Here is a 13802-nt window from a genome sequence, read left to right on the forward strand (position 1 = left end):
CCTGCCCTGCCCGCCGGTTCCGACCGGCGGGCAGGGCCTTTTTCTTTGCCGAATGTTGTGGTGCGGGGAAACTGTGCGGGTGGTGTGAACCGCTATGGCAGTCGTATGATCGGCCAGCCGCAGGTGGGGGGGAAACCATCTTCGGACCCAGCCCCGCGGCGGCCAGTTCGACCCGTCCGCGTCAGGGCGGGTCTGTCTTTTTCTGCTTTCCACTCACTCCTGTGCGCACCCACCGGTGCCGCCGCGCGTCGTCGTACGCGCCCGCGGCACGACATCCGACCATCAGGAGTTCTGAGTGTCCTCTGCCCACAAGGGCGTCAGGACCGGGCGGCGCAGCATCAAGGCGCTCCCGGTTGCCGCCCTCGCCATCGGCACGGCGGGCCTGTTCGTCACGGCCCCGTCCGCGCACGCCGACGGCGCCCCGCAGCCGCACGCGTACACCGCGGCCGCACCCCAACGCACGGCGACCCAGGCCGAGTTGAAGGCCCGCGCCGCCGCAGCCGTCAAGGCCGAGCAGCGCAAGGCGGACCGCTCCGCGCTCGCCGGCAGCACCTCGGGCTCCACGGCCAGCCCGTACATCATCGGCGGCACCACCACCACGATCGCCAAGGCGCCATGGATGGTGCAGCTCTTCTACTACGACGCGGCGGCCGGCGACGGCTTCTTCTGCGGCGGCACGGTCATCAGCCCGACCAAGATCCTCACGGCGGCGCACTGCGTCAAGGGTGCCGACTGGTACAACAACGGCGTCGTCCTCAGCGGCACCGACCAGTTCGACGACCCGAACGCCACCGCGAGCCTCGTCGCCACGCAGTGGAACCACCCGTCGTTCAACGCCACCACGCTCGACAACGACGTGGCGGTGCTGACGGTCGACCCGCTCACGCCGCTCGCGTCGACCGCGAAGGCGCTGCCGATCACCAGCAGCACCGACACGGCGTCGTACACGCCCGGCAAGACGGCGGCGGTCTACGGCTGGGGGCGTATCTCCTCCACCACCCAGGACCTGGCGCAGACGCTGAAGACCGCGACGCTGCCGATCAACTCCGACGCCACCTGCACCAATTGGATCGGCGGCTTCGTGCCGGGCCACATGGTGTGCGCCGGCGACCCGGCCACCGGGACCGACGCGGGCACCACGTCGCCGTGCAACGGCGACTCGGGCGGCCCGCTGGTGGAGAACGGCAAGATCGTCGGCGTCGTGTCCTGGGGGATCACCGACTGTGTCGCGAAGGGTGCCCACAGCGTGTTCACCAAGGTGAGCACGTACGCGGGCGCCGTCAACCAGCGCATCGACGACGCCAGCCTGCTCGGCCCCAACAGCGGTGACGCCCTGGCGGACCTGTTCGCCCGGACGCCGGCCGGTGCGGGCTACATGTACCAGTCCAAGGGCAGCAACTTCGCCCCCCGCACGAGCGTGGGCGACTTCAGCGGCCTGAACCTGGTGCGGCAGTCCGACCTGAACCGCGACTGGGTCCAGGACCTGGTCGTCCGGGACACCGGCGGCCACCTGTGGTACCTCAACCCGATGGACGGCTCCGCCACGGACATCGGCGGCGGCTGGAACTCGATGAAGACGATCACCCTTCCGGGTGACATCACCGGTGACGGCAAGCCCGACCTGTTCGCGACCGACACCTCGGGGACCGCATGGGTCTACCCGGGGACCGGCACGGGCAAGTTCGGCACCCGCATCAAGATCGGCACGGGCTGGCAGACCTACGGCGGGGTCGTCTACGGCAAGGGCGACCTGACCAACGACGGCCGTCCGGACATCGTGGGACGGGACAGCTCCGGCACCCTGTGGCTGTACAAGGGCACCGGCAACGCGTCCGCCCCCTGGTCGGCCCGGGTCAAGATCGGCGCCGGCTGGAACACGTACAACGCCATGGCGTCCACCGGCGACATGACCGGTGACGGCAAGGCGGACCTGCTGGCGCGCGACTCGGCGGGCAAGCTGTGGCTCTACAAGGGCACCGGCTCGGCCACCGCGCCTTACGCCGGCCGGGTGCTGATCGGCTCGGGTTGGCAGATCTACAACCTCTTCGGCTGATCACCGTGCGTGACATCGGGAGCGGCTGCGGTCACTGACTGAAGTCGTCCGACAACTCCCGCATACCCCCAGGTCAGGGGGTATGCGGGAGTTTGCCGTTGTCCCCCGGATGCCGGACCGGTGAACCCGGGCGCACGATGGAGAGTCTGACAAAGCAGACAAATGCCGGAGGTGCCCGCTTATGCTCGACGATCAGCTGCCGCGGACCGGTTCCAGCCCCAGCGGGGCGGGAGACATCCGCAGGCGCCGCCGGCGCGGCCTGAAGGTGGTCGCCTGGTCCGTGGCGGGCCTGGTGCTGGTCGGAGCGGGCGGAGCGGCGTACCTCTACGAGCGGCTGAACGGCAACATCCACAGCGTCGACATCAACGGCGCCCTGGGCGGCCACCGGCCCGCCCCGCTGGGCAACGGCGCCATGGACATCCTCGTCCTCGGCTCGGACTCCCGGTCCGGCGCCAACCGCGTGTACGGGCACAGCAGCGGAGCGCGTTCGGACACCGCGATGATCGTGCACCTGGCCGCCGGCCACCGCTCGGCGAGCGTGGTCAGCATCCCGCGCGACACCCTGGTCCACCGCCCGGCCTGCACGACGGCCAAGGGCGGCGGCGTGCCCGCCGCCGACGACGTGATGTTCAACAGCGCCTACGAGGTCGGCGGCCCGGCCTGCGCGGTCAAGACCGTCGAGCAGATGACCGGGCTGCGGATGGACCACTACGTCGAGGTCGACTTCTCCGGCTTCAAGAACCTGGTGAACGCCCTCGGCGGGGTCCCGGTGACCACCAGGCAGTCGATCAACGACCCCCAGAGCCATCTGGACCTGCCGGCCGGCAACCACACCCTGAACGGCGACCAGGCGCTCGGCCTGGTGCGCACCCGGCACGGCGTGGGCGACGGCAGCGACCTGGGCCGCATCCAGCTCCAGCAGGCGTTCATGCGGGCGCTGCTGGACCGGATGTCCGGCATAGGGCTGTCCACCAGCCCCGGCAAGCTCTTCTCGGTCGCCGACACCGCCACCAAGGCCGTCACCACCGACACCGGGCTCGGCTCGGTGAACAAGCTGATGGGCCTCGGGCAGAGCATGCAGCACCTGAGCGCGTCCCATGTGCACATGGTGACGCTGCCGGTGCAGTACGCGGCCGACCGCAACCGGGTCGTGCCGATCCCGTCGCAGGCCGCGATGGTGTGGGCCGCACTGCGGGCCGACAAGCCGATCCCGGCCGCCGCCACCAAGGGCTCGGTGGCCGACGAGGAGAAGGTGCGGAAGGTCGTCGAGGCCCGTCCCGCCCCCACGCCGTCCCACCGCCCCTGACCAGCGCGCGGAGCCCGGGAAGGGCGCGAGGGGAGCCGCGGAAGGGCGCGAGGGGGCCCCGGGAATGATCCGGAGCGCCCCCGGGTTTGGGTAGATGCGGTCAGTACTGGCAGACTGGTCCGCTGGCCCCGGTTCACGCACCCGCAAGCCCGCGCGTGCGACCCGGCGCCCTCCCGAACCTAGGAGCATCCCTTGAAGCGCGACATCCACCCCGAGTACGTCGAGACCCAGGTCACCTGTACCTGTGGCGCGTCGTTCACCACCCGCAGCACCGAGGCCAGCGGCCAGATCCGCGCCGACGTGTGCTCCGAGTGCCACCCGTTCTACACGGGCAAGCAGAAGATCCTCGACACCGGCGGTCGCGTGGCCCGCTTCGAGGCCCGCTTCGGCAAGGCGGCCGGGTCCGCCAAGAAGTAGCGACCCGCAAGCGCCGGTCCACGGCCGTCCCCAGGACGACCGGACCGGCGCTTTGTCGTCCCGCACACTTCTTCTTCACTCCCAGGGATCCATGATGTTCGAGGCGGTCGAGGAACTGATCGGCGAGCACGCCGACCTCGAGAAGCAGCTTGCCGACCCCGCGGTGCACGCGGACCAGGCCAACGCACGCAGGCTCAACAAGCGCTACGCGGAGCTGACCCCCATCGTCACCACCTACCGCTCCTGGCGGCAGGCCGGCGACGATGCCGACACCGCGCGCGAACTGGCCGCGGACGACCCGGACTTCGCCGCGGAGGTCAAGGACCTGGAGAAGCAGCGCGAGGAGCTGACCGACCGGCTCCGGCTGCTGCTGGTGCCGCGGGACCCCAACGACGACAAGGACGTCATCCTCGAGGTGAAGGCCGGCGAGGGCGGCGAGGAGTCCGCGCTGTTCGCCGGCGACCTGCTGCGGATGTACCTGCGCTACGCCGAGCGGCTCGGCTGGAAGACCGAGATCCTCGACGCCAACGAGTCCGACCTCGGCGGCTACAAGGACGTCCAGGTCGCCGTGAAGGCCCGGGCGAACCACGAACCGGGCCAGGGCGTGTGGGCGCGGCTGAAGTACGAGGGCGGCGTGCACCGCGTGCAGCGGGTGCCGGCCACCGAGTCCCAGGGCCGCATCCACACCTCGGCGGCCGGCGTGCTCGTCACGCCCGAGGCCGAGGAGGTCGAGGTCGAGATCAGCCCCAACGACCTGCGGATCGACGTCTACCGGTCCTCCGGTCCCGGCGGCCAGTCGGTCAACACCACCGACTCCGCGGTCCGCATCACCCACCTGCCGTCCGGACTGGTGGTCTCCTGCCAGAACGAGAAGAGCCAGCTGCAGAACAAGGAGTCGGCGATGCGCATCCTGCGCTCCCGGCTGCTGGCCGCCGCGCAGGAGGAGGCCGAGCGGGAGGCGTCCGACGCCCGCCGCAGCCAGGTCCGCACCGTCGACCGCTCCGAGCGGATCCGCACCTACAACTTCCCGGAGAACCGCATCTCCGACCACCGGGTCGGCTTCAAGGCCTACAACCTGGACCAGGTGCTCGACGGTGATCTGGACCCGATGATCCAGGCCTGCGTGGACGCCGACTCGGCGGCCAAGCTGGCCGCGGCCGGCGACACGGTCTGAGCGGGGGCCCCACGTGAACCTGCTGCTCGCCGAGGTGGCACAGGCGGCCCAGCGGCTCGCCGACGCCGGCGTGCCCTCGCCCCGGTTCGACGCCGAGGAGCTGGCGGCCTACGTCCACGGCGTCAAGCGCGGCGAGCTGCACAGCGTCGCCGACGCGGAGTTCGACGCCCGCTACTGGGAGGCCGTCGCCCGCCGCGAGGCGCGCGAGCCGCTGCAGCACATCACCGGCCGGGCCTTCTTCCGGTACCTCGAACTGCAGGTGGGCCCAGGCGTGTTCGTGCCGCGGCCGGAGACCGAGTCGGTCGTCGGCTGGGCGATAGACGCGGTGCGCGCGATGGACGTCGCCGAGCCGCTGATCGTCGACCTGTGCACCGGCTCGGGCGCCATCGCGCTGGCCCTGGCCCAGGAGGTGCCCCGGTCCCGGGTGCACGCCGTGGAGCTGTCGGAACAGGCCCTGGACTGGGCCCGCAAGAACGTCGCCGGGAGCAAGGTGGACCTGCGGCACGGCGACGCGTTGACCGCCTTCCCCGACCTCAACGGCCAGGTGGACCTGGTCATCTCCAACCCGCCGTACATCCCGCTCGGCGAATGGGAGTACGTTGCGCCCGAGGCACGCGACCACGATCCCGAACTCGCCCTGTTCTCCGGCGAGGACGGCCTGCAGACCATCCGCGGCATCGAGCGCACCGCGCATCGGCTGCTGCGGCCCGGCGGTGTCGTCGTGATCGAGCACGCCGACTCCCAGGGCGGACAGGTGCCGTGGATCTTCAAGGAGGACGCGGGCTGGGCGGACGCGGCCGACCATCCCGATCTCAACAACCGGCCGCGGTTCACCACCGCCCGCAAGGCGACGCCGTGACAACGGCACCAGTTCAGCAGCTTCTGGAGGTCAGCTAATGGCACGGCGATACGACTGCTCCGACGCGACCGACCGGGTCACCGGCCTGCGCGAGGCCACCTCGGCGATCAAGCGCGGCGAACTCGTCGTGCTGCCCACCGACACCGTCTACGGCATCGGTGCCGACGCCTTCGACGCCGAGGCGGTCGGCGACCTGCTGGAGGCCAAGGGGCGCGGCCGGAACATGCCCTCGCCGGTGCTGGTCGGCTCGCCGAACACCCTGCACGGCATCGTCACCGACTTCTCCGAGCAGGCCTGGGAGCTGGTCGACGCGTTCTGGCCGGGCGCCCTGACCCTGGTCACCAAGCACCAGCCGTCGCTCAACTGGGACCTCGGCGACACCCGCGGCACCGTCGCGGTGCGCATGCCGCTGCACCCGGTCGCCATCGAACTGCTCACCGCCACCGGGCCGATGGCCGTCTCCAGCGCCAACCTCACCGGGCACCCGTCGCCGCAGGACTGCGACGCCGCCCAGGAGATGCTCGGCGACTCGGTGGCCATCTACCTCGACGGCGGACCCACCCCGGCCGCCGTGCCGTCCTCCATCGTGGACGTCACGGGCAAGGTGCCGGTGCTGCTGCGGGCCGGGGCGATCAGCGCGGAGGAGCTGCGCAAGGTCGTACCCGACTTGCAGGAGCGCAGTTGACGCCCGAAGGGCGTGGCATACGGGGGTACGAGGGTGCGCTGTCCGTCCCGGCACCGGGCGGCGTCCCGGGCACCCCGGGCGGTCCCGCCGACGTATTTCGCGTCCTGCATGTCTGCACCGGCAACGTGTGCCGCTCGCCGATGGCCGAGCGGCTGATGCGGCACGGCCTGGCCCAGCGGGTGGGCAAGGCCGGCGCCGGCATCGTCGTGGAGTCCGCGGGCACCTGGGGCCACGAGGGCGCGCCGATGGAGGCGCACGCCGCGGCGGTGCTCGCCGAGTTCGGCGCCGATCCGGCCGGCTTCGTCGGCCGGGAACTGCTCGACGACCACGTCATCGACGCCGACCTGGTGCTGACCGCCACCCGCGACCACCGCGCGCAGGTCATCTCCATGGGCCATGCGGCGGGCCTGCGCACCTTCACGCTCAAGGAGTTCACCCGCCTGGTCCGGGCGATAGACACCGCCACCCTTCCGGAGGGCAGCGTCACCGTGCGGGCCCGGGCCCTGGTGCAGGCCGCCGCCGCGCTGCGCGGCTGGCTGCTGGCGCCCAGCCCCGACGCCGACGAGGTGCACGACCCCTACGGCGCGCCCGTCGGGTACTTCCGCAGCATCGGCGACGAGATCCAGGCCGCCCTCGACCCGGTGGTCACCGCGCTGACCGGCGTGCCCGCCACCGTCTAGACCCCAGTGGCGGAACGCCCGCCACCGTGGCGGCGGAATCCTCGCCACCGTTTGGGCCGCATCCGCAGCGCGGCCGGCCGCACCCGCCCCTACAGTGGGATGCGAGATCGCCTCTCCCGCAGGGAGTGCACCATGCCGGTCGCCGACACCACCCAGACCTCCGCGCCAGCCCTGGCGGCCGACGCACCACCCGCACCGGGCGGCCCGTCCGCCGCCACCCCGATGCCCGCGGACTTCGCCGCGCTGCGCCGGCAGGACCCCGAGCTGGCCGGCGTGCTGCTCGCCGAACTCGACCGGCAGAGCAGCTGCCTGCAGCTGCTGGCCGGGGAGAACTTCACCTCCACCGCGGTCATGGCCGCGCTCGGCTCGCCGCTGGCGAACAAGTACGCCGAGGGCTACCCCGGGCACCGCCACCACGCCGGCTGCGAGCTGGTGGACCTCGCCGAGCGGCTCGCCGTGGAACGCGCCACCGCCCTGTTCGGCGCCGCGCACGCCAACGTCCAGCCCTACTCCGGGTCCTCCGCGGTGCTCGCCGCGTACGCCGCCCTGCTGGTGCCCGGCGACACCGTGCTGGCCACCGCGCTGCCCGCCGGCGGCCACCTCACCCACGGCTCACGCGCCAACTTCTCCGGCCGCTGGTTCCAGTTCGTCGGCTACGGCACCCGGCCCGACGGGCCGATCGACTACGACCAGGTCCGCGACCTGGCCCGCAAGCACCGCCCGAAGGCCATCGTCTGCGGCGCCATCGCCTACCCGCGGCACCTGGACTACGCGGCCTTCCGGGAGATCGCCGACGACGTCGGCGCGTACCTGATCGCGGACGCCGCGCACACCCTGGGGCTGGTGGCCGGCGGCGCCGCGCCCAGCCCGGTGCCGTATGCCGACGTGGTGTGCGCCACCACGCACAAGACGCTGCGCGGGCCACGCGGCGGGCTCATCCTGTGCGGCGAGCACCTCGCGCAACGCGTCGACCGGGCCGTGTACCCCTTCTCACAGGGCGGCCCGCACATGCACGCCGTCGCCGCGAAGGCCGCCGCGTTCGCCGAGGCGGCCACCCCGGCCTTCGCCGCCTACGCCCACCAGGTCGTCGCCAACGCCCGCCTCCTTGCGGAGGCACTGTGTGCAGAAGGTCTCGATGTGGTCACCGGCGGTACGGACACCCATCTGATCACCGCGGGCGTCGGGCCCCTGGAGCTGGACGGCGCGACCGCCCGCGGACGCTGCACCGCGGCCGCGATACTCGTCGACAAGTGCCCGATCCCCGGTGATCCGCGGCCCGCCGACGGCTGCACCGGAATCCGGCTGGGCACCGCCGCGATCACCACGCAGGGCCTGGGGGAGCGGGAGATGCCGCAGGTCGCGGGCCTGATCGGGCGGGCGCTGCGGGAGGACCGGGGCACCGGCGCGGACGTAGCGGAGCTGGTGCGGCGCTTCCCGCCGTACCCCGGGTCCTACCCCGGACGCTGAGTCCGGGGCCGGCCCGGCCCCGGTGAGCGGGCGCACACCCGGCCCTGTTACCTTCCCGCTACGGACCGCGCGCAACCGTTCCCGCTCCCTGTGAGTCTCGGAAGGTGTTCGCCGTCCCGGCCCGGCCACCACTAGGGTGTGACGCTGTGAGGTACCCCCGGACGTCCGCGCAGGCATCCTGCGCCTTCGCAACCGTCGGAGGCGGCTCGTGCGCGAGTATCTGCTGACGCTCTTCGTCACCGCGGCCGTCACCTATCTGCTGACCGGCCCGGTGCGCAAGTTCGCCATCGCCGCCGGCGCCATGCCTCCGATCCGGGACCGGGACGTCCATCGCGAACCCACCCCGCGACTCGGCGGCATCGCCATGTTCGGCGGGCTGTGCGCGGGTCTGCTGGTCGCCTCGCACCTGAGCAACCTCGGCGACGCCTTCACCCTGTCCAACGAGCCGCGGGCGCTGCTGTCCGGGGCCGGGCTGATCTGGCTGCTGGGCGTGCTCGACGACAAGTGGGGTGTGGACGCGCTGATCAAGCTCGGCGTGCAGATGATCGCCGCCGGCGTCATGGTCCTGCAGGGCCTCACCATCCTGTACCTGCCGGTGCCCGGAGTCGGCACCGTCGCGCTCACGCCGATCCAGTCGACGCTGCTGACCGTCGCCCTGGTCGTGATCACCATCAACGCGGTGAACTTCGTCGACGGCCTGGACGGCCTGGCGGCCGGCATGGTGTGCATCGCGTCGATCGCGTTCTTCATGTACGCGTACCGCATCTGGTACGGCCACGGGATCGAAGCGGCCGCGCCCGCAACGCTGTTCAGCGCCATCCTGATCGGGATGTGCCTCGGCTTCCTGCCGCACAACATCCACCCCGCGCGGATCTTCATGGGCGACTCGGGCTCGATGCTGATCGGCCTGGTGCTGTCCTCGGGCGCGATCTCCATCACCGGCCAGGTCGACCCGGACGCGATCACCGCGTTCACCGGATCGACCCGCGAGACCACGCACTTCATGGTGCCGGTCTACATGCCGCTGCTGCTGCCGATGACGATGATCGCCATCCCGGCCGCCGACCTGGTCCTCGCGGTGGTGCGCCGCACGTGGAAGGGCCAGTCGCCGTTCGCCGCGGACCGCGGGCACCTGCACCACCGGCTGCTGGAGATCGGCCACTCGCACGCCAGGGCCGTGTGGATCATGTACTTCTGGGCCGCGCTGATCGCGTTCTCCGCGGTGGCCTTCTCGGTGCGGTCCTCCAGCCTGGGCATCGTGCTGGTGATCGTCGCGCTCAGCGCGATCGGGCTGGTCGCGCTGCTGCTGCCGCGGGTGCGGCCGCGGGTGCCGCGATGGGCGGAGTCCCTCGTCCCGCCGCGCTACCGCCGGCGCCGCCGCAGGCTGGCCGCCGCGGCGGCCGCCGCCGAGCGGGAGATGCGGTCCGCGGACCGGCCCGCGCTGAACGGCGCGACCGCGATCGGCGACCGTTCCGCGCTGCCCGGGCGCCGGAGCCCGGTGGACACCCGCCGCTGACCAGGGGCGGAGCAGGAGTTATCCGCCTCACACCCCGACAAGGCCCACGAAAGGACCGAACCCCCTAAATTGGACGGCGTGTCGGAGCCATACCCATGTGACAGGCAGCACACGTCCATGGTAAAGACCGCATCAAATACTTTGTGATACCGTTCACGAAAGCAGGGACCACGCCGATAGACCGGAAGAGCGGTCTACCGGCGCGAGGTACACCCTCGGACCCTGACTACGCTCGTCTCCGACGACACCCGCTCGCCCCAACTCCCGCCGGAGGAGCCGTATGCAGCCGAACGACGCCCGGATTCTCCGGGGAGCCGCGACGATCGCCGCTCCCGTGGGAGTCGTTGCCACCGTGATCAGCGCAATCGCCGCCGGTGGCAAGGGACTCACCGGTGGCCTGGTCGCCATCGCGGTGGTCGCCCTGTTCTTCGGCCTCGGCTCGTGGGCCCTGATGCGGATCACCCAGGACAAGCCCCAGGTCGCCATGACCGCCGGGATGCTGGTCTACGTGGTGCAGATCCTGCTCATCGGTGTGTTCATCGTCGCCTTCAGCGGCACCACCCTCTTCAACGGCCGCGCCTTCGGCTTCACTCTGCTCTTCACCGCGCTCGCCTGGGTCGGCGGACAGATCCGCCAGACGCTCACGAGCCGGATGCTGTACGTGGACCCCGAGCCGTCCGTGCCTCCCCAGGAGGAGGCGACCCCGGTGAAAACGGGGTCCCCCGATGGTGTCTAAGGGGCGGGTAAAGAACGTTCAAGCTGATCTGCTATCGTCCGGAATCGCATCTGGACGTGGAGGCCCCCTGCGCTTGAGGACGGTGCTGCCCCCGCGCCCATCGGTGTACTCGGACCCATGGCCGCGGATGCGGCGCGGAGCCCGGGTGACCGGACTTCGATGCGGGCTCCCAGCGGACCGTGGCTTCGCCACGCCTCGTTCGCAGTGCCGACCAGCGGCCCCACCAGCCGCGCTGACACACAAGGTTGCCGTTTCTTATGCGTCACGACGAAGGAGTCACGGGTGAGTGCCCACACGCTGCTCGCTGAGGCTGGATGTCACATCCAGCACGACTGCGCATTCCCCGCTCCGGGTCTCAACTCGTTCCACTTCAAGCCGATCTTCAGCATCGGGAGCTTCGACTTCACGAAGCCGATGCTGCTCGCGCTCATCTGCATGCTGCTGGTCGTCGGGTTCTTCTGGACCGCGTTCGCCAAGCCCAAGCTGGTGCCGGGCAAGCTGCAGCTGGTCGGTGAGATCGGCTACAACTTCGTCGCCCGCAGCATCGCGCGCGAAGTGATCGGCAAGAAGGGCGACAAGTACGTCCCCTTCCTCACGTCGGTCTTCTTCTTCGTGTGGATCATGAACGTGATGTCCGTGATCCCGCTCGCGCAGTTCCCGGCGACCTCGCGGTTCGCGTTCCCGGTGGCCCTGGCCGCCCTGGTGTTCATCACCTACATGTACCTGACGTTCAAGACGCACGGCTTCCGCGGCGGCGTCAAGAACCTGGTCTGGATCGACGGACTGCCCAAGTTCCTGGTCCCGCTGATCGTGCTGCTGGAGTTCATCCAGAACGTGATCACCCGGCCGTTCACGCTCGCCGTGCGGCTGTGGGCCAACATGTTCGCCGGCCACATGCTGATCGTGATGTTCAGCGTCGCCAGCTGGTACCTGCTGACCCCCTCGTTCCTGTCGGCCGTTGCCGGTGGCTCGTTCGTGCTGGCAGCCGGTATGACCGCCTTCGAGGTGCTGATCCAGTTCCTCCAGGCGTACATCTTCACGCTGCTCGCTTCGATCTACATCAGCGGAGCGCTTGAAGAAGGTCACTGAGTCACCTCACGGCCTTCACTCCTCCCCATCAGACCTCCTCTGGGAAGCCCCCCAGCGGACCGCATCACAAAGGAAGACAGGAAGATGTCTGCCGAGCTTGTCAACCTCGCTGCCAACTCCATCTCGATCAAGGGCAACCTGGGCGCCGTCGCGTACGGCCTCGCGGCCATCGGCCCGGGCGTCGGTATCGGTCTGGTCTTCGGCCACTCCATCGAGGCCATGGCCCGCCAGCCCGAGGCGATGCCGATCATCCGTACCAACATGTTCCTCGGCTTCGCACTGTGTGAGGTGCTCGCGCTCCTCGGCCTGGTCGTGCCGTTCATCTTCTCGGCCTGACCAGCTACGGCCGGTAGCCACACTCGACGAAAGGTTCAGACATGATGACCTTCCTGGCGGCAGAGGGGGCGCAGAATCCGCTCATCCCCGACACCGCGGAACTGATTGTCGGTCTGCTCTGCTTCTTCATCGTCTTCGGCATCCTCGGAAAGAAGCTGCTGCCGAACATCCAGAAGACCCTGGAAGAGCGGCACGACGCGATCGAGGGTGGCCTGGAGCGCGCGGAGAAGGCCCAGGCGGAGGCCAACCGCACGCTGGAGGAGTACAAGGCGCAGCTCGCCGAGGCCCGTCACGAGGCGGCCCGGATCACCGAGCAGGCGCGTGAGCAGGGTGCGTCGATCATTGCGGAGATGCGCGAGGAGGGGCAGCGCCAGCGCGATGCCATCATCGCCGCGGGCCACGCGCAGGTCGAGGCGGACCGCCGTCAGGTGACGGTGCAGCTGCGGCAGGAAGTCGGCCGCATCGCCACCGACCTGGCCGGCAAGCTCGTCGGTGAGGCGCTGGAGGACAACGCCCGGCAGAGCCGCACCATCGACCGCTTCCTCGACGGGCTCGAGGAGACGGCTTCCGCTGAGGCGGCGCGATGAATGGAGCGAGCCGCGAGGCGCTGGCCGCGGCACGGGAGCGGCTCGACGCGCTGACCGACAACACGTCGGTCGACGCGACGAAGCTCGCCGACGAGCTGGCCGCCGTCACTGCGCTGCTCGACCGCGAGAGCACGCTGCGACGTGCCCTGACCGACCCGGCGCAGCCCGGTGAGGCCAAGGCCGCACTCGCGCAGCGGCTGCTGGGCGGGCAGGTCAGCGAGGACGTCCTCGACCTGGTCACCGGCATGGTGCGGTCGCGCTGGTCGCAGTCCCGCGACCTGGTGGACTCCGTCGAGGAGCTCGCCGACAACGCCGACCTGATCGCCGCGGAGCGGGCCGGCGGTCTGGACGACGTCGAGGACGAGCTGTTCCGCTTCGGGCGGATCCTGGGCGGCAGCAGCGAGCTGCGCTCGGCCCTCACCGACCGCGTCGCGACCGGCGAGGCCAAGGCCGAGCTGCTGCGCACGCTGCTGGGCGGCCGCGTGCACCGCGCCACCGAGCGGCTGGTCATCCGGCTGGTCACCGCGCCGCGAGGACGTAGCCTGGATGGCGGGATCGAATCCCTGTCCAAGCTGGCCGCCGCACGTCGGGGCCGGATGGTCGCGGAGGTCGTCTCGGCGACACCGCTGACCGACCAGCAGAAGGAGCGGCTCGGCGCCGCGCTGGCCAGGATCTACGGTCGGCGTGTGCACCTCAACCTCGACGTGGACCCCGAGGTCCTCGGCGGAGTGCGGGTGCGCATCGGCGACGAGGTCATCAACGGTTCCATCGCCGATCGCCTCGACGAGGCGGCCCGGCGGTTGGCCGGCTGACAGCCACCAACTCAACAGCTATGAACGCGGCCCCGAGTTGGGCCGACAGTGTCCACTGGGGGAGTCCCCCAGACCCCCCAGAATT

At 70.7% G+C, this 13802-nt stretch carries 14 protein-coding genes; all 14 read left to right on the top strand.

Features of this window, described 5'->3' with window-relative positions:
- Positions 1 to 295: 295 nt before the first annotated feature.
- On the top strand, positions 296 to 2053 hold the full coding sequence (locus tag ACH4TG_RS10925; protein WP_398241867.1) for a trypsin-like serine protease: 1758 nt from the start codon (positions 296 to 298) through the stop codon (positions 2051 to 2053).
- A gap of 181 nt (positions 2054 to 2234) precedes the next feature.
- On the top strand, positions 2235 to 3359 hold the full coding sequence (locus ACH4TG_RS10930; protein WP_398241868.1) for an LCP family protein: 1125 nt from the start codon (positions 2235 to 2237) through the stop codon (positions 3357 to 3359).
- 192 nt (positions 3360 to 3551) lie between these two features.
- The gene (gene rpmE / locus ACH4TG_RS10935; RefSeq protein WP_398241869.1) at positions 3552 to 3776 is read left to right on the top strand and encodes a 50S ribosomal protein L31; all 225 of its coding nucleotides are present in this window, start codon (positions 3552 to 3554) and stop codon (positions 3774 to 3776) included.
- Between the two features lie 94 nt (positions 3777 to 3870).
- On the top strand, positions 3871 to 4950 hold the full coding sequence (gene prfA, locus ACH4TG_RS10940; protein WP_398242125.1) for a peptide chain release factor 1: 1080 nt from the start codon (positions 3871 to 3873) through the stop codon (positions 4948 to 4950).
- 13 nt (positions 4951 to 4963) lie between these two features.
- Positions 4964 to 5809: a peptide chain release factor N(5)-glutamine methyltransferase gene (gene prmC, locus ACH4TG_RS10945; protein ID WP_398241870.1), complete on the top strand. Its 846-nt coding sequence runs from the start codon at positions 4964 to 4966 to the stop codon at positions 5807 to 5809.
- A 37-nt stretch (positions 5810 to 5846) separates the two neighbouring features.
- Complete coding sequence (locus ACH4TG_RS10950; protein ID WP_398241871.1) at positions 5847 to 6494, top strand: L-threonylcarbamoyladenylate synthase; 648 nt, start codon at positions 5847 to 5849, stop codon at positions 6492 to 6494.
- The gene (locus ACH4TG_RS10955; RefSeq protein ID WP_398241872.1) at positions 6491 to 7174 is read left to right on the top strand and encodes a protein-tyrosine-phosphatase; all 684 of its coding nucleotides are present in this window, start codon (positions 6491 to 6493) and stop codon (positions 7172 to 7174) included. Before ACH4TG_RS10950 ends, ACH4TG_RS10955 begins: the two co-directional genes overlap by 4 nt.
- 132 nt (positions 7175 to 7306) lie before the next feature.
- The gene (gene glyA, locus ACH4TG_RS10960) at positions 7307 to 8641 is read left to right on the top strand and encodes a serine hydroxymethyltransferase (protein WP_398241873.1); all 1335 of its coding nucleotides are present in this window, start codon (positions 7307 to 7309) and stop codon (positions 8639 to 8641) included.
- Positions 8642 to 8849: 208 nt separating this feature from the next.
- The gene (locus ACH4TG_RS10965) at positions 8850 to 10157 is read left to right on the top strand and encodes an MraY family glycosyltransferase (RefSeq protein ID WP_398241874.1); all 1308 of its coding nucleotides are present in this window, start codon (positions 8850 to 8852) and stop codon (positions 10155 to 10157) included.
- A gap of 352 nt (positions 10158 to 10509) precedes the next feature.
- Entirely contained in the window at positions 10510 to 10893 is a 384-nt protein-coding gene (locus ACH4TG_RS10970) for a hypothetical protein (RefSeq protein WP_398241875.1), read from the top strand.
- Positions 10894 to 11175: 282 nt separating this feature from the next.
- Positions 11176 to 11982 carry a F0F1 ATP synthase subunit A gene (gene atpB / locus ACH4TG_RS10975; protein WP_398241876.1) on the top strand — a complete coding sequence of 269 codons (807 nt, stop codon included), beginning with the start codon at positions 11176 to 11178 and terminating at the stop codon, positions 11980 to 11982.
- A gap of 84 nt (positions 11983 to 12066) precedes the next feature.
- Positions 12067 to 12318: an ATP synthase F0 subunit C gene (gene atpE / locus ACH4TG_RS10980; protein WP_031518469.1), complete on the top strand. Its 252-nt coding sequence runs from the start codon at positions 12067 to 12069 to the stop codon at positions 12316 to 12318.
- A 41-nt stretch (positions 12319 to 12359) separates the two neighbouring features.
- On the top strand, positions 12360 to 12905 hold the full coding sequence (locus ACH4TG_RS10985; RefSeq protein ID WP_398241877.1) for a F0F1 ATP synthase subunit B: 546 nt from the start codon (positions 12360 to 12362) through the stop codon (positions 12903 to 12905).
- Complete coding sequence (locus tag ACH4TG_RS10990) at positions 12902 to 13717, top strand: F0F1 ATP synthase subunit delta (RefSeq protein ID WP_398241878.1); 816 nt, start codon at positions 12902 to 12904, stop codon at positions 13715 to 13717. The genes ACH4TG_RS10985 and ACH4TG_RS10990 overlap by 4 nt, the downstream gene beginning before the upstream one ends.
- Positions 13718 to 13802 lie beyond the last annotated feature (85 nt).

The sequence above is a fragment of the Streptomyces sp. NPDC020917 genome (assembly GCF_044333795.1).
Classification (GTDB): Bacteria; Actinomycetota; Actinomycetes; order Streptomycetales; family Streptomycetaceae; genus Actinacidiphila.